We start from the raw sequence: 24,662 nt of genomic DNA on the forward strand, positions 1-24,662 counted from the left end.
CCTGCAAGTCGGCTTCGTGATTCGAAACCATCCGGTAGCCCAGAGTGAGCACCGGATTAAATAGATGCCCCCTATTGTGTGTCACGCCCCACATCAAGCCATGATTAATCCTCGACCTGCTTTGCTCTGTCTGGCATAAACCATGAGCTGTCAGCTATATAATTGTTATTTAGCCTGTGCATTTTTATCTTAGTAATGTGATCAGTTGATCAACGGAGACCCGACATGACCAGCGCTGTCAGCGACGCCTTGCAACAGCTTAACCGGATTATTCTGGGAAAACCGGAACAACTCAAACTGGCCCTGAGTTGCCTGTTAGCCGATGGACACTTGCTGATTGAGGATTTACCCGGCATGGGAAAAACCACGCTGGCGCATGCTTTGGCAGGGGTGCTGGGATTGAATTACAACCGTATCCAGTTCACCAGTGACTTGCTCCCGGCAGATATTCTCGGGGTCAGTATCTTTGAAAAACAGCCAGGCTCTGACCTGGGCCAATTTCGTTTTCATGAAGGGCCGGTATTCAGTCAATTACTGCTGGCGGATGAAATTAACCGGGCAACACCCAAATCCCAGAGTGCCTTGCTGGAAGCGATGGAAGAGCGTCAGGTCACCGTAGAAGGTGAGACCCGGCCTTTGCCTGAGCCATTCTTTGTGATCGCGACCCAGAATCCGGTTTCGCAGTCGGGTACTTTCCCGCTGCCAGAAAGTCAGCTGGACCGCTTTCTGATGCGTATCTCGCTCGGTTATCCCTCCGAACAGGCCGAACGTCAGCTGTTGGAAGGCGTCAGTCGGCGGGAAATGGCCAACCAGTTGTCGGCAAAAATTACGCCGCAGCAATTACAGCAGTTACAGCAGGAAGTGAGCAAGGTCCATGCATCGTCTTCTGTGCTGGATTACCTGCAACGGTTGATTGCCTTTACCCGCTACGAATCGGGTTATCTGTATGGCCTGTCCCCACGGGGTGCATTGGCGTTGTTACAAGCGGCCAGAGCCTGGGCTCTGGTAAGTGAGCGTTCGCACGTTTTGCCTGAAGATATTCAGGCAGTGCTGCCAGCGGTGGTGGATCACCGCTTGGCGGATGCCGCCGACGGTGGCGGGCATAGTGTTTCGGCCCGGATGCTGAGCTCAGTTGCGGTGTTGGTGTAGCCGTGTCGGTGTTAGTTGATCGTCTGTTTGGCGACCGTTGGCAACGCTGGCTGAATCGGCGACTACCCGCTACCCGCAGCCTGGTGTTGAGTCACCGGGCTATCTTTATTGTACCGACCCGGATCGGTTTACTTTATCTGGCACTGGTGGCGTTGTTGTTGGTCACTGCCATCAATTATCAGAACAGCCTGATCTATGGTATGGCGTTCTGGTTATTCAGTGTTGGTCTGTCGGCCATGTTGCTGACGTTCCGGAACCTCACCGGGCTGACGGTCAGTAGTCAGGAAGCCATCCACGGCTATGCTGGACAGGTGTTCGATCTGCCGTTGCGACTGGTGGCAGCACCACGACGGGAGCATCTTAACCTGTGGTTGCAGTATCCGGATAATCCGGGGCAACGGGTCAGTATTGAACGTGGAAGCGCGGAGTCCGTGCGGCTCAGCTATCGCTGTTATCAACGGGGTTACCTGTCTCCTGGACGGGTACTGCTGGAAAGCCGCTTTCCACTGGGATTATTCCGTGCCTGGAGCTGGATCAAGCTGGATTTTTCCACATTGGTGTACCCGCAGCCGCAGCCATCGCCTTTTGTATTTCGCAGTGGTGAGGGGGCAGGAGAATTGCTGGGGGCGACACTGGAAGTCCGTGGCGAGCAGGATTTCCGGGGCTTGCGTCAGTATCAGCCCGGCGATTCCATGCGTCAGATTGCCTGGAAACAGCTGGCACGGGGCAAGGGACTGGTCACCAAGGATTTTGACAGCGATGAAGGAGCCAGTTGCTGGCTCGACTGGGCAAACACCAGTGGCGATCTGGAGTCACGCTTGTCCCAGCTTTGTGGCTGGGTGCTTGAAGCCCATCAACTGGGTTGGCAGTACGGCGTGCGCTTGCCGGGTCAGGAGAGCGCTCCGGAACATTCGGATGCTCATCTTGGGGCCTGCCTGAAAATGCTGACGCTGTATCAGCTGGATCAACCGAGTGAGAGCCCGTCATGACAGCTACCCCTCATTCCGACCATAACAGGGTATCAGACCCGGCGTCTGCTGCCGCCGAGAAACCGGCCATCAAGGCGGGAAGCCAGCTGCATATGAAGCCCGCGGCTCGGCAGCAGCAGATTCCCCGTTCAGCCTTGTTCTGGCTTCTGAGCGGTGGGGCGCTGGCCTTGTTACCGCATTATTCGCACCTGCCATTGCTGTTCTGGCTGATGGCCGGTGCGGTGGTGTTCTGGCGTTGGCAAATGCATATCGGCCGTTTTGCTTATCCGGGAACGATGGCCAAGGTCGTTGCCATTCTGGCAGTGGCTATTGGTGTATTTATCGGTTTTAGCGGTCAATATTCGCTGGAAAGTGCGGTGGCGTTTTTTGTTGCTACCTGCCTGTTAAAAGTGCTGGAAATGCGCACCCAGCGTGATGGCTATATCGTTATTTTTCTGTGCTTCTTTCTGGCCGGGACCGGTTTCCTGTTTGAACAGTCGCTGCTCTGGGGGCTATACGGCTTACTGGTGCTCTGGGTGCTGATGGCAGCGCTGGTGTCGTTGCATCTGGTCTCGCATGAAGCCAGGGGCGTCTGGGTGGCCAGTCGATATGCCTTTGGTGTGCTGATCAGTGCCATTCCGGTCATGATGGTGTTCTATCTGCTGTTTCCGCGTATTTCACCATTGTGGAGCATCAACCTGCAGTCGGAAAAGGCGATCAGTGGTCTTAGTGAACAGATGGCTCCGGGGGATATTGCTTCTCTCAGTCGCTCCGATGAGCTGGCATTCCGGGCAACGTTTGATGATGGCCAGCAGCCGTCCCGTGAACAGCTGTATTGGCGAGCTCTGGTTCTGGACCGTTATGACGGCCGGACCTGGCGTTTTTCAAAAAGAGACCAGTCGGTGGATTGGTTTCCAACCGAGCGGCCGGTTCCGACCGGTACGGACGGTGTACTGAACTATGAAATCATTCAGGAAGCGACCGGCAAGCGCTGGCTCTACACCTTGCGGCACGGCACGGCGTTGGAACGGGGTATCGGTGTTACTGCGGCCGGGGTGCTGATTAATCGCAGGCCAGTGTATCAGCGCAAACGCTATCAGGGGCTGGGTCTCCGTCGTGAACTGGTGCGCCAGACACTGGGTTCCCAGCAGCGCCAGCATAATCTTGATGTGTCCGCGGGTGGCAACCCCCGTACCCGTGAGTGGGTGGCCGGGTTGGTGGCCAGCAGTGAGACGCCGATGGATCTGGTGAATACACTGATTGATTATTTTCGTAATCAGGGTTTTCTCTACACCCTCAAACCACCGGCTTTGGGGAATAACGACATTGATGCGTTTCTGTTTGATACCCGGCTGGGGTTTTGTGCGCACTATGCCGGCGCTTTTGTTTATGCCTCCCGGTTGGCAGGCATTCCTGCCCGGGTTGTGACTGGCTATCAAGGGGGCGAATGGAACGAGGCTGAAAACTATCTGACAGTGCGTCAGTATGACGCCCACGCCTGGGCCGAGATCTGGCTGGAGGGCACTGGCTGGGTTCGGGTGGACCCGACTGCGGTGGTAGCACCGGATCGTATCCAGTTTGGTCTCGAGCAGGCTCTGCAGGAAGAAGGCTCTTTTATGGAAGACAAACTGCTGTCACCGGGGCGTATCCGGCAAATTCCCTGGCTGAACAGGCTGCGTATGGAGCTGGAATCGGTGAACTACCTCTGGCATCGCTGGGTACTGTCATACGATAACGAACGCCAGAAAAACCTGTTAAGCAATATATTGAAAAAAACCGATTACCAACAACTGTTGATCTGGCTGGTCGGGGCGGTAGGGCTGGTCTTTCTGGTTATCACGCTGATGATCGTCTGGCAACGTCCACGTCACCGTGCCAGTCCGATAGCCCTTGCCTGGCAGCAACTGGTCAACGTTGGGGAACAACAGTATGGGGTCGCTTTCCAGACCGGCGAAAGCCAACGGCATTATCTGGTACGGCTGGCGCAAGTACTGGGAGCTGATGGTGATTATCTGCTGGCACTGGCACGGCTGATGGATTTTCAGTTATACGCCGCCAGTGGACAGCAGCCTGCGGATGAGAAACAACTGATCAAACAGCTGCGGAAAAGCCGCAAGCGCTTGTTGCGGCAATCCTGGCGCGGCAAGCCCCGTTCAATCGGCGCCTGAAGGCAATGCATCGGATGTGGTTGGCCAGCGGCAGAAACAGCCGCTGCCAGCAACATTGATAAACGGTCCGTATTGGCCATCGGTCATTTGGCGCACCATATTCGGGAAAAAATCATCGCTGGCGACGCTGCATAAAGCACCAAAGCCATAGGCGCCAAAATAGCCCAGGCGGCCGTTTTCCTTAACCAGTGCCAGGGCTGGAGAAGATGGAATCAATGCCGTCAGATCATTGGCCTGGATCAACTCCATGCGCTGGCCATTCAGCTGGCGGAACTCCGCCAGCTGCTCCGCGGTGGCATTGGCAGCCGCGACAACGACGATGCGTAACTGGTAGCGATCAAAGGCCGATACCAGGCCATCAAAATGACGGCGACTGACCTGGTTACAGAGGCAGTCCGGATTCCAGAAATGCACCATGGTGACCGGTGCCTGGGTTACATGGGTATTGGTTGGCAGGCGTGCCAGCAAGGCTGCGAGTGTGGTTTCCAGAGCCTGGGTGTTTAACGCTGCAGGTGAGCTGTCGGCGGCCAGAAAAGACCGGATGGTTTGTGATTGAAACCACCACAAGGCAAGGCCGGTACCCGAGAGCCACAAGACCACCACCAGGCCCAGCACAATATTACGCTGGCGATTGGGATTATTGGTGGGTGATACGGCAGCGGACGGTGGTGGTATAGAAGATGGCATTGGCGATGACGTCGGTGATGGGGGAAAGTTCGTCCCGCCAGTATCCCGTGAGACGCACGGGATGACAATGCCCTGAACTCGAGTGGGCCAATCGGTTGGTGGCGGTTTCGATCGTTGGCAGGTTTCTGGAAAGCCTGGATTAACCCGTGTACTCTCCTTCAGGTGTACCCAGACGCTGTTTCCATGAGCCACCTTCCAGACGAACCCACTGCATTTTTGTCGTATGTTGCCAAGCTGGCGCAAAACAGCCTGGTACTGGTCGATTTTCAGGCCAGCTGGTGTTCCCCCTGCAAAGCCTTGCTGCCTGTGCTTGAGCATTTGGAGCAAGAGTTTGCACCGCAGCTGCGGTTGCTGACGGTGGACGCTGAACAACAACCGCAGCTGATGAGTGTGATGCAAGTGCGTGGCTTGCCCAGCGTATTGCTGTATTACCGTGGCCGAGAGGTGAACCGCTTCACCAAGGCACTCCCGGAAAGTCAGATTCGCCAGCTGCTGGCCCCGTATATCCAGCAACCCTGTGACAAATTACGTAAACAGGCGGAACAACATATCGCCCGGCAAGACTGGTCGCAGGGGTTGGCGTTATGGCGTCAGCTGGTACAGCAACGTCCTGGTAACACCGCCGACCTGGCCCGCTATTGTCAGCGCTTGATGGACGCCAGCCAACAGCAGCCTCAGCGACTGCAGGAAGTAGCCACCTTGCTGGACAACCTGACTGCGAACAGTCAGCGTGACCCGGCGATACAACAAGCGTTATCGCGCTGGCATTTATTGCAGCGGCGACAAAACAACCTCGATAGCTTGCGGCAAACCTTTCGCGATGCACCCACCCCGGAAAATCGACTGGCACTGGCCCAGGAACTGGCTGCAGAAGAGCAGTACGAGCAAGCATTCAAACTGCTGATTGGCCTGTTGCGACGGCCATGCTCCCCTGAGCTGGAAAAACAGGGGCAGGGGCTGCTGATTGAATTGATCAATATCTTGCCCGACCGCGCCAGAGCCAATCGTTATCGCCGGGAGTGGTTCAGCCATCAGCGGAACCGGAACTGGTCAGAAGAGCCGGATCAGACTGATTGATCTGTGCCAGACATACCTGAAACAGTGTCAGAGCAACATAGCCTGTCGGGCCCATCACGTTTGGATCAGCGATCGCCCTGATAACCAAACAAAATAAGCTTTTAATATTTTCCAGAAATCCAACCATTTACCGGGTGTGACACAAGTCAACGATGGTCGATTCCCGGCTGTAAATACGCAGTCACAAAAACTTAATGTCGCCACTTTATCCAAATCCCGTCTTTAGCTCTGTTCCTTGGGGGCGCAGCTCGGCTGTGTCCGCACACTTTTATCTTTTATCAAAAGGGAAGAGACGTAATGAGGGCTGGACATACACGGCTAATTACCGGCACGTTAGGGCTGTTAATCGCCAGTCCGCTGTGGGCAGCGGGCATCAAAGTAGATTTTGTCATGGATGGCCAGCCGGTGGGTGATGCCATCGTGTTGGAAGGTGGTCTGGAATTGGGCCGTACTGACGCCAATGGCAGCCTTTGGATCGACAGTGTTGATGGCGGCCGCAAGGCGCTGGTGGTTGAAGCGGCGGGTACACGTATCCCCGTCAGCTTTACGCTGGACAGCGACGAAGCAGCGTTCGTCAGTATTAGCAAAACCAGTGGCGTGGCCAGCGCGGAAAAATCCGTTAAACGTATTCCTCTGAGTCAGTTAAGCCACCGTAATGGTCAAGTCAGCTCTGACGATGGTGCACTGGTGGGAGTGATTGAAGGTGCTGTCACCGACGACATTACCGGCGCGGCCATTGCCAATGTGGTGGTCTCGGTTGAAGGCAGCGACATCACGACTCGTACAGACGGTTATGGTACCTACGAAATTCAGCTGCCAGCTGGCAACTATCGGCTGACTTTGCAACATCCTGATTATCGTGGCCAGACGCTCTCTGGCGTCAAAGTGGTGTCACAGTTATCGGTCAATCTCGAAACCAATATGAGTAGCAGTGACGACGGCTACAGTCAGGGTATCGAAGAGGTAGTCGCCACTGCCAGCTATCAACCTTATAACCCGGTCGACATGGAGCGTATGTCCAGCTCGGTGCTGGACAGTATGGACTTTACCCAGATCGCCCGCTTCGACGACAGCACCGTCAGCTCGGCGCTCAAGCGGGTGGTCGGGGTCAGTTTGGAAGACAGCCGTTATGCCATTGTGCGTGGTATGAAAAGCCGTTACCAATCCACGTATTTTAACGGTGCGGTGCTACCTGCTACCGATCCGGCCCGGCGTGACCTGCCACTGGATATATTTCCGGCCAGCATTATGCAAACCCTGTCGTTGCAAAAAAGCGCCACTGCCGACGTGCCCGGTACCGCCACCGCTGGTCATATTGAAATGAAAACCAAGCCAACGCCAGACGAAGGCTTCTTCAAAATATCGGCCACGCTGGGCTACGGCAAAGCCAACAGCGAAGAAGGCTATATGAGCAAAGAAAGTGGCGGCAGCGACTGGACCGGTTATGACGACGGTTTTCGTGAAATGCCAGACATAGCCAAAGAAGCCCGAGGCGCTTATTTCTTTGGAGATCCAGACTCAGCTGGCAGTAACGGACTTGGGTATAGCGAAGAGTTTCTCCAGTACCGTGAAGACCTAGGTGAGTCCTTTGAAAACTACGGTGTTTACAAAGGTGATCTGCCCGCTGATGTGTCCTTCAGCCTGGCGGGTGGTGACAGCTGGCTGACAGAAGACGGTCAGCGACTGGGGGTGATTGGAGCCTTCCGTTACAGTAATAAATGGACCAACGACGAAAAAATACAGAATGGTTTTGATCTGTATACCGTCAATAATTCTGATACTGGCGAACAGGAAGATATTATCGCTTTGACCTCATCCAAGGTCACTTACGATACCAACAATATCATTGATCTCAGTGCCATGTTAAATGCTGATTGGCGAATTACAGAAAATCACACTCTGGGAATAAACAATCTTTTGCTGCGCCATACTACCAGCTCCGCAGAGTTTGAAGACCAATATAATATTGCCAGTGGTTACTGGATTGCCCAAAATGATATTGTTCTGCCAGAAGACCCGCGCGATTGGGCCGTTGACTCAAGTATTGAAAAGTTCCAGACCCAAAGTATTGATTGGATAGAAGAGCAGTTGGTCAGTCATCAGCTATGGGGCGAGCACTACTTTAATATATCCGAAGTTTCTGGGCTTTTGGGTAATCTTAAGGCCAATTGGCAAGTTGCCCGTTCGTCCAGCGAATACGATCGCCCCAATGCTCAGCGCTATACCTACCAGGGAAGCCAGACCTCAGACCCTACCCTTCTGGTTGGCTATAGTACGGCTTATAATCTTTGGGAATATTCCGAAGAGGATGGTAATGCCTCGAGTATCGACCTGGAACTTCCTATTAATGAAACTGGCAATATTGCTGTTACTGCTAAAGCCGGTTTGTACAAATTGGACCGCACCCGGGATGGCTATGAAGACCGATTCTCCTATCGCGATAATATGTTAGAACAGGAAACCAGAGAGGATATTCTGTTGTACCCCGATCCTGCAGATATATTTACCGATGAATATATTGGTGATGGCACCAATGGCAGTAATGGTTTGTATGTTAATTATGGCGGCTCTTTAAACGACGAAGATGATATTGGTATCGATAACGGCTATCAGTACCGTGTTGAACAACACACCAACGCCATGTACCTGCAAACTGATTGGAACTTGTGGAATACAGTCACCGCCAATCTTGGGGTGCGTCGTGAATCCTTCAAGGTAGAAGCTGACCAGTACTACTACAATCCGGAGCCATTGTACGAACTGCTGGACGAAACCAAAACCTTGCCATCCGTGGGGGCTACCTGGCTTATTAACGAGCGCTGGCAATTACGTGGTGCTTTCAGCAAAACCGTCAGCTGGCCAGAAACCTTCGAGTTGCTGCCGCGTACCTATCGGGACATTGAAACCCTTACCGCATATAAAGGTAATCCGGATCTGAAGCCCGCGGACATCAAAAACTACGATATGCGACTGGAATGGTACCCGAGCGATACCGAATCTGTCAGCCTGGGAGCCTATCGTAAAGATATGGATAACCCGATCGAAAATGCTTTCGATACCATTGGTAATGACTACGATTACTACACCTTCGTCAACGTCGACTCCGGCAAGGTTAGCGGTTGGGAACTGGATTTTCGTACGGAATTTGACCTGGGTTACAGCCACGCCTTCTTTGTGCAAGGTAACTACACCGATATCGAATCGGAAGTTACCCTTGCAGAAGACTCCAAAGAAACCGACTTGGATCGTCCATTACAAGGCCAGCCAGACTATATTGCTAACTTACAATTGGGTTACGACCATATTGAAACCGGTCAGGAAGTCACACTGGTATTTAACCGCAAGGGGAAAGAGCTGGTCATTGTAACACCAGATGCAGGCAGTAACGTTACCAATGTGTATAGTGAACCTTATGATGATCTTAAAATTATCTATACCAAACGCTTTGGTGACGATTTGAAAGTGTCATTATCCGGTGAAAATATTCTGGACTCTGAAAAACGCCAATATTACGAAAAATACAACGTGGCGTATTTGAGCTATAAATCTGGCCCCAAATACAAGCTAAAAGTCAGCTACGACTTTTAATGCTGAATTTACTGGATATCCAACATAAGTAACAGGTGACAATATGTTATTGAATTATTCGTTTCAGGCGACCCGGTATATACCCCGGCCGCTGCCAAAAGTACTGGCCACAGCACTGACAGCCGCCGTACTGGCCAGTTGTGGTGCCGATGTATCCGATGAAACTGCCATGCAAGACAGCATGGAGGTATCGCTGGCCCAGTGTGAAATTTTGCAGTACGGCGTAGTGGGAACACCCACTGAACCGGTAGTGGTTGATGGCGAAGAGGTGAATGCCTGCCTGCTCAGTACTAGTTTTGGCGAGTTAGAGAATACCCGTTCTATCTCCGATAACCTGAACATGATTCAACTGAAAACCAGCTGGAACTACGAGCCGCTGGTCTGGGTATTGGATGGCGTTTACCAACTGGGTGAAAGCAAGCAATACCAAACACTGGATGAACTGGTTGCAGATCACAAAGCGTTTCAGTTGGGTTCCAGCTCAAGCACGGTTTACGCCAAAGAAGGCACGGTTGTGATTGTGCATCGTAACGCCCAGCTTTCTGCCAGTATTCAATCGCTGGACGATAATCTGGTTGGTGGTGGAGAATGGGGTGGTATCATCATCAATGGCATCGGCTCTGCGCCGGAATGTCCGCAAACTGCCAGCCCGGAAGCACTGTGTAACATCGAAGGCCCATTTGGTTATTACGGTGGTGTCAGCCCCAGCACCGACCTGGTTACTTATGGTTTGGGGTTCAATACCAACACCAGCCAGGGGCTGCCCGGTTTATACACCCTGGGCTCTGGCACCAGCTCGGTGATTGGTGAAGCCGGTGCTGAAACCCAAGTAACGCTCGAAGGTTACGAAGGCGGCACCATTCATTCCGCCGTTACCGCCTATGCCCCGGTAGCAGGACAAGTGGGTAACGTGATTGCTTATTCAGGCAATACCGCGATAACCGCCTATGGCGGTAGCTGGAACCTGTTTACAGATACTTTCACTGGATCTGTTCCCACACCATATATCACCGAATCGGCCAGTACAGCCGTTGAGCTGAACGAATATCAGGGCGGCTTTGCTGCTCGGGTGAGCCACAGCAACAGTACGGCTGCTATTATTCTGAATGGCGGAGAGGTTGATCTGATCAACACCACACTGTACGACCAGTACAATCAGGCGGGCAGTGCACTGGCATTGACCGGTGCTTCAATGCTGTCCATCGATGATGTGGTGATACAGGGTTTTGATACCTGCCTGGCACCACAGGATTCGGCCAGCCAGACCAGCATTGGTTCTGCTTTGCTCAACTGTAGCAATATAACGAACAGCACCGATAATGCATTAGCGGCAATTGCGGATGCCACCGACCTGATAACCGGTGCCGACCCCTTGCTTAGCTATATCTGGGCAGTAACCAACGACAGTTTAAGCTTTGCCAATGTTGAGGATATTAGCCAATTAGGTGCTGGTAACGTTGGTGTTTCCAGTAACGATCTTTACAGTGCCGCTATTCTCTTTCCTGAATGTATGGATGTGGGTACGCTGGCCAGCGACACCGTGCAGATCGACAACCTCACCTATCAAATCTGTGATCTAAACCCTACCGTGGCACAATCTGCGACGCTATACAGCAACTTTAGTATTGAAGGTCGTTTGGATAACGGTGGTTCACCGGATTATTACCCTAAAAATATTGCTTGGCGTATTGATGGCCAGGTACAGGTCGGTACAGACTTTACTTCCCTTAGCAGCAGCGAACAGGCTGCCGCATTGGCCAGCCCGATACAACTGACACTGGCTTCCAGTACCAAGTTGGTAGCTACCAGCAATAATGATTCCGAACTGGTGATTCAACCGGATGCGCGCTTGCGTGTTGCAGGCTCCAGCACCGCGGGAGTAGAAGTTGGGGCTGTGGGTTTGGGCGCTGGTGATATCACCTCCAGCTGGCGCGGTATTAGTGTTAATGGACACAGTGACGCTGATTACCAAGTGGATATTCACTACTTGCGCCTGTTCGATACCGGTGAAGACGGTCAGGCCGCCTTGACCCTGAACGAGGTTGATGACAATTCCCAAATAGCCTATCTGGATATTTATGGTGCCGGCGCTGACGGCCTCAATATCAACGGCGGTGCGGTAAACTTTGATCATCTGGTGATGGCCAATATCGCCGGTGACCAGATTCAGTGGCAAAACGGTTATACCGGCACCATTGAAACCGCCATTGTCAGCCCAGGAGATGACAGTACCGGTCATGTACTGCATGGCATCAACGACAGCACAAATTACGACGCTAGCCCGCGTTCGCGTCCTGTGATCACCAATATCACCGCCGCTGGCTTTGGCTCTGCCAATACTGCCGTATTGCTGGAACAAGGCTCTGGTTTACTGATGTTTAATTCGGTGTTCTCAGACTTCGCCACCTGCCTGGATATTGACGATGCCGAAACCGCCGCCTTACAAAGCAGCGACCCGCAGGGGATTCTGTTTGATGGCGTGATATTCAGTTGTGAAAACATCTTGGCAGCAGATTCCGAAGACAGTGGCTACGATTACGGCTACACCGTTGCTTCTTCTAGCGGTGTCTACGAAGAAGATCCCGTACTGGATACCAGTTATGTGATTACCGGCGATACCTTGGCCGGTCAGGCCAGTCTCAGCAGCTACGCCGGTCTTATAGGTGACAGCTATAGTCAGCTGAACGACGCTGGCTACATTGGCGCTGTCTCGGATAGCAATGACAACTGGTATAACAATTGGAGTGACTCGGTTGTGATTACTCCAGATTTTGAATGCAATAACCTCGGGATTCTGACAGCGTTGGATAGTGAGCTGACTGCCGGTGCCTACCGTTTTGGATACGATACTAATGGCGATGGCGAGATCAGCTCTAATGAGTACTGGTATCCGGCATCCAAGTCGTGCCGGATTTTAGGTGGTATCTATACCAACAACGTTACCATCAGCCAGTACACGGGCTTGCCAGGTGAAACGGTTGAACAATGGCTAAACGATGGTTACACCCTGGAGGAAATACAAGTAGATGCTTTGACCGGCGGTTGGGCGATTAACTCTTCGACGGGGGAGACCCGCTATATCGAAGAGGCGGTAATGCGAGTGGCACCGACCCACTGGAGTATTAAAGGGATCGTTCATATTGGTAATGGTCATCAGGAAATTACTGATGTCGATACCGTAGCTGAAATGAAAGCTAATCCGGTGATGCTAACGATTGAAGCTGGTACAGAGTTGACTTCAGAAAACGACAAAAGTGTTCTGCATATTAGCAGAGCTGGCTCTCTCGTTATGATTGGTGATCCAGATTATTCAGAGAATACGTATGATCCAGAAAACAGCCGAGGGTTATTGAATATCTCTGGGATTCGTTTTGTAATTGATGGTTTTGGTCGGCACAATCAATGTCCTAATGCTGAGACGACAGATGCAGGCGGCCAAGTTTGTAATATCGATGGTGAATATGGATATTATGGAGGGTATGATAACAGCCATTCAAATGTGGATATTCAGTATGTCTCATTTAATGACAATACATTTTTAGATTTCAATGCTGTTGGTAATGGTTTAATTGCGCATGTGAACATCTATGAATCATCCAGACAGTCAGAAGTTAGATATGCCATCAACATTAATGGAGGTTCATTAAATATTAAGGATATATATTTTGACCTTTCGGCTTTTCCAGAGCCTAGATCCTATCAAGGCTTGATAGAGTGGAATTATGGCTACACAGGCAACATACAATATTTAAATGGAATTGTATGGATATACCTCCCTTCTGACGAATATGGTAATTCGGCAGTTATCAAAGGAAGAAACAATCCAGACAATCCAGATTCATTACCGAGATCTGCGCCTACAATGGCAAACATTAGCCTTTATCAACTTCCTGTAGATGGAACTACCTTCCAAGGCGGGCAACCGGGAACTATGATGTTGGCGTTATATAATGGAAGCAGCGTCAACTTATATAATAGTGTCCTTGGAGCAGAATTTATATACATGTCTTACTATGGGGGAACCGTTGAACAATGCATAGGCTTCGACGATCAAGCTAGCTCCGTCACTGCGGAAGATATTAATATCGTTAACTTGGCAGCTGGGTGTGAAAATGTGAGCTTTGATAGCAGAGTTATTGAAAATCCAACCTATAAATCAAGTGCAACTTATACCTTCGGTGTTAATTTTGATAGTCCTAATCTGTTATCCCAAGTGGCTCAAAAAGCATTTGGTGTCTTCAATCTTAACCCTGTTCTAGTTGGTCGTGACTTCGCTGAGTTTCCAATGTTAGAGGTTGTAAACCAAGGGAATGAAAAGGGTACGAATTCTGGAAATTACAATGAATCGCCAACTGCTGATACGGAATTTCTTGAGCAAACAGATTATATGGGGATGTATAATTATAACCAGAATCCAGAGTTGATTTATTATCTAGAATGATATGTGTTAAGTGTAAAGGTGAACTCTGTGGCAATTGCTGCCTAAAATTTTATGATCATATGGCGAGCCTCCTTTGAGGCTCGTTTTTTTGCTGTTTATTTTATGTTTCCCTCCCCATGATTTTGAATAACGAAAAAATATCTTATATTGAGGAGTACCAAAGATCTGACGACACTGCCATATTTCATCTTAAGGCCCGTCTATCTGAGTCAGATTTTACCCGACAGCGCCATTTTTCGCTCAAAAACTCCATTCTGACTCTGCTGGGTAGCATGACATCCTCCATTGCTGCGCGGCTTATCAGGTTCTGATTTTTACCGTTGAATTTTGTAAAAATCAACCTAGAAGCCCAAGCGAATATGAACTATTTTTTTCGACCGTTAAATTCTTTTTTTGATTAAAAATAGAAGCGGAGTTGAAGTTTTAATTTTGAGATAATATTTTTTTATTATTAATAATTATTGGTGTAATAAAAATAAATCGGTTTTTGACGGGAAGGTATGGCCGGTTTTATATTTTTGAGTTGTTGATTTGAAATGCCTAAATTATTATATTTCAGTTGTGTTAATTTACTTATTTTTTGTTTTTTTTAAAAAATATTATTAGGATTAATATATTATAATGGTGTCTTTTTTTTGTCATTGATGATATGTCAATATGGCGTTGCTCCTTTGTGGAGAAACGATCGGTGTTAATATCGATATTTTGGGCTTTGGATTGTAATGCTACTGTTTTTAGTGGTTTTTAGCGAAATACAAATTGGAGATTTATAATGAAAAAACTAATCTTTTCTGCAGCTGTTATAGCTGCTTCTTGTTACACCTATTCTGCAATGGCTGCTTGTCCTGCAACTGGTAATGCAACCCTCAACTCTGCGATTACAGATATTGGTCTGAAATCCTGGATTGGAGGCGCTACTTATCAGGTTTGCCAATTGCCAACCAGTATTACTATTAATGCGGCCGCTACTCTGCAAAATGACGTTACGGTCGGCGTTGGCCCTGGTGCTGTTACATATCCAGTACTTTGGACTCTGCCAGGTATTGTGACTGTGGGTGATGGTTATGCTCAGAATACAGCCTATGCCAGTGCTGATCATACTGAACTGACTATCGAAGAGGGTGTTCACGTTGTAGCTTCTGCTTCCAACGCCGCTCTGGTGATTGCCCGTGGCGCCAAACTAAATGCTCAGGGTACGGTCAATGACCCGATTGTTTTCTCTTATCTGGATGATGATGATTTCTCCGGTGACGACGAAGACTATAGCGGTGAAGGTCAGTGGGGTGGTGTGATTCTGTCCGGCTATGGTGTGGCCAACGAATGTACTTCCGGAGATACCTGTACCATGGAAGGCATCTCAACCGGGTATTACTTCGGTTCCGGCAGCACCTCCAAAGCTGCTGGTGAAACCGGCAGTGGTACCCTGACTTACGTTGTTATTACTGAAGGTGGTACTCAGATCGATGTGGAAGATCCTGATCCGGTTGCCAACGGTGGTGATGAAATCAACGGCTTGACCCTGTATGCCGTTACCTCAGCGACAACCATCAACCATATCCACGTTAATGAAAACCTGGATGACGGTATCGAGTTCTTCGGTGGTGATGTGGCTGTTTCTGATATCTGGCTGACTTGTAACGGTGACGACAGCGTCGATTGGGATTACGGTTTCCACGGTTCTATCGAGAACGTGTATATCGAGCAAGGCGACAAAAATGGTGCGGAAGACTACGCTTTTGAGCTGGCTGGCAATCCGAACAACTCTGCTGCTACTCCATTGGCTTCCGCTACTGTTACTGGTGTTTGGGTCCAATACAATGGCTCTAATGCCGCTACTATGACCGATGCCATCTTCAAACTGAAAGAAGGCACTGGTAACACCAACGGTACTGCCAATGGTGTTGTCGGTGGTACACCATTGTTCGATGAAATTGTAATTACTGGTTACGCTGGACAAGAGTGTGCTGAGATTAGCTCGGCAAACATCTCTACTGACAGCTTCGAAGCAGTTTCTTACGATTGTGCAATAACCGCCGCTGCTGATGGTAAATTTGTACCAACGGGTTCCAGCTCCTTTACATACAACAACTCTTTTTGGACTGCGCCTGCTTGCCTGTAATTTTTCCTGCGATCTAAGGTAATCCAGGCCAAGGCCCATATCATAAGGTATGGGCCTTTCTGGTATCTGCACAGACGCTATTGGTTATTGATGGAATATGTTCATTTTCTGGCTGGGTTGTTGGATTGGTGCATGGTGTTGGGTGTATTCAGGAATAAAAACATATGACAAGTGTCAGACCTCGCTGCGATATTGGTTACAAGGTAGCGCGATGAAAACATCGGATCCGTTGAGTGAGGTCTCAACCTTCGAGGAATACCGTATATACCAGTGGTTTATTCATGGTGGGCGTGAGCAAGCCACCGAACGACAGCTGGAGTCTTTTGAGTGTTGGTTGCAAGGTCAATCTGGCCGTTGGCTGAGGGCCGAGGAGGTTGTGAATATCTGGGAGGCGCCAGAGTTCACTGCCGCCATCCTGGCATTGGAGCCGCCGGAGAGCATTGTAACGTCTGATGATTGGGATCCATTTGACGAGGTGGATTCCAAAGGGCTGGTGGCATTGTGTTTCGCTGTATGTATGGTGATTAGAGCTGTGGTTTTGGTGTTTCGGGGTGTTTCTTGGACTGTCATGCGCCTTGGCGCTGCTATGGGTTTGCCATGCCGTATTCGGTCGTGATTTTTTGTTCTGGCGGCTTTGGGGGCCGTTTTCCGTTTGTTTGTCTTGTGATGTCGATTTGGAATATCGGGTTTGTATCGTGGCTTTGATATAAAAATCCATCTTCAAGTATTGTCAAAACCCTACATCAAGGCTTAACCAATATTCCCTTCCGGTGCGGTAACTGAGGTAGTGGTAGTCGCCTTGTTGGTAGTGGTGGGCGGTGTTGATGAGGTTATTGATGCTGAGGGTCAGGCGGGCTGGTTTGAGTTGATAGGTCCAGTTCAGGTCAAGGTGGTTTCTGGGCTGTTGGTAAACTGCAGGCAGGTCGTCGCGGTCGCTGGTGATGTAGAGCTGGGTGCCGCTGCGCTTGTAGACGAGGCTGAATGTGTGTGTGTTGCTGGGTTGGTATTGCAGGCGCAGGGCGCTGATGTAGGCGGGTTGGCCTTGTAACGGGCGGCTGTCTGATGTTTTTGTGGTTGTCTCTGTGATGACGTCTGAGTCTGATCCGGTTTCGTCGGTATTTTGTTGGCCGGTGACGCGTTGCTGAACATGGGAGCGGATGTTGGCATAACGGCCTTGAATCTTGAAGTGTTGTCCTGACCATTGCCATTGGTAGTCGGCTTCCAGCTCCAGGCCTTGTACTTGTCCAAAGGGGGAGTTTTGATAGCTGTAGTTGCTGTAGCTGGCTTGGTCGGTGGCTTCTGTGTCGTCGGTGAAGGTGCCTTCTATGGGGTGGTGAATACGTTTCAGGTAGAGCGAGCTGCCCAGTCGTAGTGGGATGTCGAGTGGTTTCCACTGCCATGACAAATCCCAGTTGTGAACGTCAGAGTTGTTCAAGTCTGGGTTACCAATGGTTTTGGTACGGGTGTCCAGGTCTTCGTAAATCACGGGCAGTAGCTCGTTGAATCGTGGCCAGACGACGGTTTGGCTGTAATTGGCCCGCAGTTGATGAAAGCCTGGGCGGTATTCGAGTGCGATGGACGGCAACCAGCGACTGGCGGTTTGCAAGGGTTCTTCGGCGTGGGCTTCGGTATTCCAGAGGGCTGCTGTCATCTGGTTGTACTCGCGTCGGATGCCGCTGATCAGTTGCCAGTGTTCGCTCAGATCCAGGTCGTTCAGTAGGTAGGTCGCGCGATTGATTTGGGTGGCGCTATAGAAGCGACCACTAAGAGAGGTGCTGCTGTCGGTATCGAGCAGGGTGTCTTGTAGTATAAACCCACTGGATGAGGCGTCGCCGGTGATGAGCTCGGGGGTCAGGATGTCGTTGGGGTTAGGTTGTTCCATCAGTTGGCTATTACTGGTCAGGTCGTCACTGCCGCTGTACGTGTAGAGCAGGTTGTAGCCGTGACGCTGTTTTTGGCTGCTTTCCCATCCCCATTTTAGCTCTCCGGTCAGGAGGTGGCTGTTTATCCCAAAGCTGTATATCCGGTTCAGATGCAGGCTGATCGAGTGGCTTTGCTGTTGCATGCTGCGCCAGCCGATGTTGGTAGTGGATGGGCTGAGCTGAAGTTGGTAATCACTGTTTTCTGAGGTGGATGAGTAACGGTAGTCCAGGTCGTGAGGGCGGTCGTAGTTAGTCTGGGTTGACGCTATTTGCCAGTATAGATCGGTGGCAGAGGTCAATTGATGACGGCCGTATAGTTGGCGCTGTAACAGGCTGCGTTCAGTCCAGTTGATCAGGGCGCGGCGGTAGGCTGTGTTGCTGGGTATGTCGTTTTCGCTCTTCCCTTGGGTTTTGATCAGTTCGGCCCTGTGGGTGCTTTGGTGGAGCCAAAGCACATTGAATCCGAGGTAATGCGCGTCGTTGATGTCGAGACCCAGTGCGGCCATGGCACTGAGGTCGATAATATGTTCGCTGCGTTGGTGGGTTGAGTCTTCGTGATGGAAGTCGGCAGAGGAGCCGGAATACCCGGTTCCTGTACTGTAGCTGGTGGATTGGATCCAGGTGTTTTGCCAGTGATCCCGCAGGTTGAATGATAGGGTTCCACCCAGAGTAGCGTTGCTGATCTGGCGGCTTACTCCTGTGCTGATATCCAGGCCACCACTACTTTGGCTATGGGCCTGATAAAGCCCCATGTCGCCGACCACGGCTTCTCCCAGTTGCTGGCGCTGGGTGTTACTCAGATCATCCAGGCTTCCCTGACGGGCTGTGTGCAGTAGTAAGTCGGGGATGCGTCGGCTGCCATCGTCAAATCCATACCAATCGCTGCTGCTGCTGTAGCCCTGTAGTGTCGAGCTAGAGTTGCTGCCCTGGCGATAGAGATAGTTGGCAGCCAGTTGGGCGTAGTCGTGTTCGGGCAGTTGCATGGTATCGAGATTGAGAATACCAGCACTGGCCTGGCCGGGGGCGTCGGCATACACAGATTTTTGTAGGTCGATACTGTTGAGGATGCCGAGCGGGATGAAGTCGAGCGGAAAATTTTGCCCGGCAGGGTCCAGGCTTGGGAGCTCTCCTCGATTGATCTGAATGGTCTGATAACGTCCGGTCATGCCGCGAATGATGGCGTAGCGGTTATTTTCGATCTTGACGCCGGAGGCCAGTTCCAGCGCTGCAGGCAGATTACGGACTCCGGTTTGGCGGAGTTGCTCACGGTCAAGCTTGAAATCATGGTTGCCGGTCAGCTCTGGAGCACTGCGGCGGGAAGCGCCAGCTTGTAGCTCGGCAGTGACGAATATTTCATCGGGCAAGTCGATGCTGGCGGTTGGTGTCGCTTTTATTGTAATTGCTGCTGTTGTCTGTGCGGCTGGTGCCAGGTGTGCCGAGAGCACCAGGGTGTCTTCAATCACTCGATAGCCGATGTGGTCGGGCAGTAGCAGGCTTAGCCACTGGGGCAGCGTTCGGCAGGCCGGGGTGGGGTTGTTTGCAACTGGTAGCGCTACAACGTCGGCACTACTGACCAGTTGTAAGCCAAAACGGTTGGCTAATAACTCGGTGGCTTCTTGCAACCCGGGCGAAGCCAACTGCAAGTAGCGCTGATCGCTATTGCTGCACTCGGCTGTTGGAGACGTCGCTGGATTCGTCACTGCCTGGCTGCTGAGTGCATGTACTTGTGATTGTAGTAATAGGCAGATGCTCAGGCAGATACCGGGATAATTAGCCAGGGTTGGCTGAGTACGGGGTATCCGATGATTTGTCTGACAGCATTCGCAGCAGCGGCGAATCAGTAGGGCACAATTGACAGTGCCCATGGTCAGCCTTGGTTCATCTTTTTATCCGTCTTTTGGTTTACTTTTTGATTCATATCGGGAAGGGTCAAGTAAATAGTCTGATGATCGGCATTTATGGAAATGGTATTGGTATCCATAGAGGCTCGTGGATGATTTTCAAGCCCATATAATGCTTGCAAAATCACCAGATTTTTATCGCTGTCGCGTAAATTGAAACGGCCGTTTACGGTCAGTTCATTGACGTTGTCAGCGGCTGCCCAGTGTCGGTTGGAATAGCGGTTGAGTTCGATGATCAGCTCCGCTAGTGGCAAGTTTTCGGCGATCAGCAGACCATGTTCCCAGTCACTGCTTGCGTCAGTGTCCAGGTGACTGATGACGCCTAACGCGCGTTGGCTGACACGGATGCGTTGACCTGCTGTTAACACGGTCTTTTGACTCTGGTTAGTGATCGGGCTGATCTCGACCCGACCTTCCAACACGGTTAGTTCTGTAATTGAGTCGCGCTGATCGACGTTAAAGACGGTCCCTAGTGCTTTCATGGCTGCCTGGCGGGTTTGGACAGTGAATGGCCGTTGTGGATTTTTGGCGACGGAAAATTTTGCTTCACCCTGTGTCAGATCGATGTGACGCTCGGTGCGTTCGTAGCGTACCAGCAGCTCAGTGTCGCTGCTCATATCCACAATTGATCCATCTTCGAGCGGGTACTGGCTGGTTTGTAAACGCTCAGTCTGGAGCTTGAGCAGGCTGTTGCTATTGGGTGTGAGGTGCAGAACGATGGCTGTTGCCAGCACCAAGCAGGCGGCAATGGCCGCTGGCCAACGATAGCGGTTGCTTAAGGAATAAGAGCTCTGAGGGCTTGGTTGTTCATCGGCGAGTGTGTTGGTGTCGAAGGCCGCCAGCGCGGCACTGAATTCGGGATCGTTCCAGATGCCGGAAATAGCGTCAGCCTTATGCTGACGGGCTTCATTTTCTGTCAGCCAGTGGTCAAATTCCAGCCGTTGCTGGTCGGTTGCCTGTTCCAGACCGCCGTGCAAGAACCAGTGGCATATGCGCTCTTCTTCATGATGTGTCAGTGTGGGAAGTAGTGTTGCCCTGTTCATTATTTGACCTTGTTGCGAATGCTGGATGGACGGTATTCGATATTTTGTTCCATGCGTCCTTCTATGGATTTCATTGCCCGGTTGATGCGCTTTTCGATGACTTTACCGGAAAGCCCCAAGCGCGCAGCTATCTGGCCATTGGTGAGTCCGTGCACCTTGCGCAGTACTATGAGATTGCGGGTTTCTTCTGGCAGGCTGGCAACGCAGGTCATGAACATCTCTAACCTCTGCTTGGCAGCAATCACACGTTCGGGTTGTGGGGCTTCGCTGGCAACTGTATTTTCTGGTAACTCCTGCAGAGACTGCACCTCTTCTTGGTTACGGTAAAAATCATTGATGATGTTCATCACGACCCGATAGGTGTAGCCCACCGGATCGGAGGTGCTGTGGCCTTCCTTAAAGCGTCCAAGTGCACGTGCTACGGCTTCCTGAAAGATATCTTCCGGTTCCTGGTTGGAAGGCACTCTGTTTTTTATGAAACGCAGCAGCCTTGGCTTTTCTTCTTGCAGTAGCCGGGCTGGTAGCGCGAGAACGTCCTGATAACAACTCATTTCGATACCTGGGTTTCTGGAACTTTTACTGCCTGTAAAGCCACTGGAATCAGAGGGTGGGGGATGCAGGCCAATTCGATAATTCTTGCCTAGTATTATGACGTATAGATGAATCTTGCTTGATTAATACTTAATAAATAATAAATTTACTCGAGTGTTTTAATGGATTTTTGAGTGTTTTTAATATGTTACCGTTGGATGAAATATTTATTTATAGGTCTAATGGTTCTGATTGTAGTGCTTTATATTTAATGTAATTATTGATGTGACACTGGGAGGATGTTGAAGAATGACGAATATTCGTATAGTATTTTCGGCGCTTGGTTGATGATAAGTCAATTGGGCTGCTTGTGAATGTACAGGTTGACTTTGTTTTTATTATGAAATTTTATAACTGATTTATTGGTTGTTATATAAATTATTTGTGATGAAAATACTCTCATCGGGTTGATTTGTTACATTTCATGAGTAAAACGTTGAAAGTAGGTTCCAATATCCCATGTTTGACTTTTGCCAGTCTCTGACTGGCTTTTTTTATAACTCCTGCATTCCCTTATGATCCGGGTAAATGCAGGATAATAGCGACTGCCCAGAGGTTTTTCAGCCTTTAAATCAGCGCCAGGTTCTGGCTAATACTAAACAGGGTGGCGCCACCAAAAACCAGCACCAGCCATAAACAAACCGCCAGAATAATCGGTTTGAAACCGGCATTAATCAGATGCTTCCAGCGGATATTCAGCCCCAAAGCAGACATTGCCAGCGCCAAAAACAGCATCGATGCCTGAGTGGCTATATGACGCGCCTGTTGTAACCACTCGTTGTCCACAACATAAGGCAGCAAGGTATTCAGCACGACCACGGCGACAAAGTAGAGGATAAATCCGGGTACGGTGATTTTGTGTCTGGCCGGTTGACCTTGAGTGGCTGGATTATTCTGTGTGTTTTTTTTCTGTAACCAGAGCGCCAATAATAATAAGACTGGAGCCAGCATCAATACGCGCAGTAATTTTACAATCACGGCGTTGTGTTGGGTTGCGGCATTCATGGCTTCTGTTGCCGCCATGGTTTGAGCGACTTCATGAATGGTGCTACCGATATAAACCCCGGCCACTGTATTGGTGAGTCCAAACCAGTGTTGTATTTGCGGATAAAGCAGCACACTCAGAGTGCCAAACAGGGCCACGGCGGTCACGGCCAGACCGGTAGATTGCTGCTGTTGCTGCTGGCTTTCGCCATCATGGAGGTATTTGCCGAGCACCGGCACGGTTGCCAGAATGGCAGCAGCTCCGCAGACCGCGCTGCCTATGGCCAGCAATACAGCCAGAGAGAGCGGCAGCTTGAGAATTTTAAGTCCCAGCCAGATACCCAGCGGCAGTATGACGCTGATCGTGATGATGTCAGCAATCACGGCTTGCCAGCCGACAGCGGCCAGGTCGGCGAGGCTGAGCTGAAAGCCAAACAACACAATACCGGCTTGCAGCAGTGTTTTTTGTGCTATCCGGTGGACGGATTCCGCACTATCGATAGCGCGCAGCCGTTCCGTCAAGGGCAGTGCCGCCAGTCCCATACCAATCAGGATACTGATCGGCAGCGCGCCGATCCCCAACCCTTGCACCACATTGAAGCCGGCGATTTCACCAGCCGTGACTGCGATCAGTGTAATCAGGACAGCCATTAATATGGCCGCCAGGGGCTTGTTGATCCCCGCCTGCTGGACGGTCTCTTTGTTGTACAGCTCCACAAACATCACCCTATTAACTAGATATATCTATTTGTAATAAGCTTATTCTTTATTTTTTATTCGGATAAATTACTTAATTCCATAACTGTATCCGGAAAATCCGAAAAGCAGTGGCGCATCGCTCCACTGTCAGGCCTGGGCAGTGGTGCCCGTTGTCACCTTTGGTGGTTTGCCGGTGCAATAACCCACTGACAGCATGAGTCTGTTCCAGGCCCAAGTAAGCGGCGGGAGCCGTTATACTGGGCCTCATTTTGAGGAGGATTTCATGTTTACACGCAAGCTTGGCAATACAGATCTTGATGTCACCCGGTTGTGTCTTGGCACCATGACCTGGGGGGAGCAAAACACGGAAGCAGAAGCACATGCCCAGATGGACTGTGCTGTGGCTGCCGGCATCAACTTTTTTGATACCGCAGAAATGTATCCGGTACCGCCAAAAGGGGAGACACAAGGCCGGACCGAACAATATATCGGTAGTTGGTTTGCCCGCTCCGGCAAGCGCGAGCAGGTGATTCTGGCGACCAAGATCGCCGGGCCGGGGGACTGGATGACCCATATTCGCAATGGCCCGCAGCTGACCCCTGAACATGTGAATGCGGCCATTGATACCAGCCTGCAGCGTTTACAAACCGACTACGTCGATCTGTATCAGGTGCACTGGCCCGCCCGCAGTACCAACTTTTTTGGCAAGCTTGGCTATGTACACGATCACGACGAAGAAACCACGGCACTGGAAGAGACTCTGGAAGCTCTGGTTGGTCTGATCCGGCAGGGTAAAATTCGCCATTATGGCCTGTCGAATGAAACCGCCTGGGGCACCATGAAGGTGATCCAGATTGCTGATCAGCATGGCTGGCCGCGTCCGGTATCGGTACAAAACCCTTATAATCTGCTGAACCGCAGTTATGAGATTGGCATGGCGGAAGTGTCCATGCGTGAAAACGTCGGCTTGCTGGCTTATTCACCCATGGCGTTTGGTGTGTTGAGCGGAAAATACCTGAATGGTGCCATGCCGGAAAATGCCCGTATTACCTTGTTTGAACGTTTCTCCCGCTATCAGGGCGCCCAGGCTGAAGAAGCCGTACGTCAATATGCCGAAGTGGCTGCGGATATTGGATTGTCACCGGCGGTATTGGCGCTGGCCTTTGTAACCCAGCAGGATTTTGTAACCTCGAATATTATTGGCGCAACGACCTTGCCACAGCTGGAAGAAAATATCGCCAGTGCGGATGTCGTGCTGGATGCCGAGACCATTGAACGTATTGAGGGAATTCACAAGGTGATTTCCAACCCCTGTCCCTGAGCTG

14 protein-coding genes are annotated in these 24,662 nt (G+C 50.8%); 9 read left to right on the forward strand and 5 right to left on the reverse strand.

Translation table 11 applies throughout. The features are described from left to right. The first annotated feature begins 225 nt into the window (after positions 1–225). Genes Q8W24_RS12780 through Q8W24_RS12790 form a run of 3 tightly spaced genes read left to right on the forward strand, consistent with a single transcriptional unit; the run spans position 226 to position 4,285 of the window. Positions 226–1,149: a MoxR family ATPase gene (locus Q8W24_RS12780; protein ID WP_303431913.1), complete on the forward strand. Its 924-nt coding sequence runs from the start codon at positions 226–228 to the stop codon at positions 1,147–1,149. A gap of 2 nt (positions 1,150–1,151) precedes the next feature. Next, the gene (locus Q8W24_RS12785; RefSeq protein ID WP_305475528.1) at positions 1,152–2,138 is read left to right on the forward strand and encodes a DUF58 domain-containing protein; all 987 of its coding nucleotides are present in this window, start codon (positions 1,152–1,154) and stop codon (positions 2,136–2,138) included. Further along, the gene (locus Q8W24_RS12790; protein ID WP_305475529.1) at positions 2,135–4,285 is read left to right on the forward strand and encodes a DUF3488 and transglutaminase-like domain-containing protein; all 2,151 of its coding nucleotides are present in this window, start codon (positions 2,135–2,137) and stop codon (positions 4,283–4,285) included. Before Q8W24_RS12785 ends, Q8W24_RS12790 begins: the two co-directional genes overlap by 4 nt. Here Q8W24_RS12790 and Q8W24_RS12795 read toward each other — a convergent pair. After that, entirely contained in the window at positions 4,271–4,972 is a 702-nt protein-coding gene (locus Q8W24_RS12795; RefSeq protein WP_305475530.1) for a DUF6436 domain-containing protein, read from the reverse strand. The two genes, Q8W24_RS12790 and Q8W24_RS12795, sit on opposite strands and share 15 nt — an antisense overlap. Positions 4,973–5,155: 183 nt before the next feature. On the opposite strand from Q8W24_RS12795, the gene Q8W24_RS12800 reads away from it, so the two are divergent. From Q8W24_RS12800 to Q8W24_RS12820, 5 genes are all read left to right on the forward strand, one after another. Next, complete coding sequence (locus Q8W24_RS12800; protein WP_305415374.1) at positions 5,156–6,049, forward strand: tetratricopeptide repeat protein; 894 nt, start codon at positions 5,156–5,158, stop codon at positions 6,047–6,049. A gap of 297 nt (positions 6,050–6,346) precedes the next feature. Beyond that, on the forward strand, positions 6,347–9,637 hold the full coding sequence (locus tag Q8W24_RS12805) for a TonB-dependent receptor domain-containing protein (protein ID WP_305475532.1): 3,291 nt from the start codon (positions 6,347–6,349) through the stop codon (positions 9,635–9,637). 43 nt (positions 9,638–9,680) lie between these two features. Beyond that, positions 9,681–14,078 (forward strand): hypothetical protein, encoded by a 4,398-nt coding sequence (locus tag Q8W24_RS12810; RefSeq protein WP_305475534.1) that lies wholly within the window; start codon positions 9,681–9,683, stop codon positions 14,076–14,078. 772 nt (positions 14,079–14,850) lie between these two features. Next, complete coding sequence (locus Q8W24_RS12815) at positions 14,851–16,197, forward strand: hypothetical protein (RefSeq protein ID WP_305475535.1); 1,347 nt, start codon at positions 14,851–14,853, stop codon at positions 16,195–16,197. Positions 16,198–16,408: 211 nt separating this feature from the next. Beyond that, complete coding sequence (locus Q8W24_RS12820; protein WP_305475536.1) at positions 16,409–16,813, forward strand: hypothetical protein; 405 nt, start codon at positions 16,409–16,411, stop codon at positions 16,811–16,813. Between the two features lie 114 nt (positions 16,814–16,927). Here the strand turns inward: Q8W24_RS12820 and Q8W24_RS12825 are convergent, their stop codons facing one another. The 4 genes from Q8W24_RS12825 to Q8W24_RS12840 all read right to left on the reverse strand — a co-directional run bounded on the left by Q8W24_RS12825 (position 16,928) and on the right by Q8W24_RS12840 (position 23,355). Beyond that, positions 16,928–19,819 carry a hypothetical protein gene (locus Q8W24_RS12825; RefSeq protein WP_305475537.1) on the reverse strand — a complete coding sequence of 964 codons (2,892 nt, stop codon included), beginning with the start codon at positions 19,817–19,819 and terminating at the stop codon, positions 16,928–16,930. 167 nt (positions 19,820–19,986) lie between these two features. Beyond that, the gene (locus Q8W24_RS12830) at positions 19,987–21,063 is read right to left on the reverse strand and encodes a FecR family protein (protein WP_305475538.1); all 1,077 of its coding nucleotides are present in this window, start codon (positions 21,061–21,063) and stop codon (positions 19,987–19,989) included. After that, positions 21,063–21,614 (reverse strand): RNA polymerase sigma factor, encoded by a 552-nt coding sequence (locus tag Q8W24_RS12835; RefSeq protein ID WP_305452276.1) that lies wholly within the window; start codon positions 21,612–21,614, stop codon positions 21,063–21,065. Before Q8W24_RS12835 ends, Q8W24_RS12830 begins: the two co-directional genes overlap by 1 nt. A gap of 607 nt (positions 21,615–22,221) precedes the next feature. Continuing rightward, positions 22,222–23,355 (reverse strand): YeiH family protein, encoded by a 1,134-nt coding sequence (locus Q8W24_RS12840; protein ID WP_305475540.1) that lies wholly within the window; start codon positions 23,353–23,355, stop codon positions 22,222–22,224. 265 nt (positions 23,356–23,620) lie between these two features. On the opposite strand from Q8W24_RS12840, the gene Q8W24_RS12845 reads away from it, so the two are divergent. Next, complete coding sequence (locus tag Q8W24_RS12845; protein WP_305415371.1) at positions 23,621–24,658, forward strand: NADP(H)-dependent aldo-keto reductase; 1,038 nt, start codon at positions 23,621–23,623, stop codon at positions 24,656–24,658. Positions 24,659–24,662: the final 4 nt, after the last annotated feature.

Origin of the sequence: Oceanobacter sp. 4_MG-2023, assembly GCF_030689165.1 — a bacterium.
Classification (GTDB): Bacteria; Pseudomonadota; Gammaproteobacteria; order Pseudomonadales; family Oceanobacteraceae; genus Oceanobacter.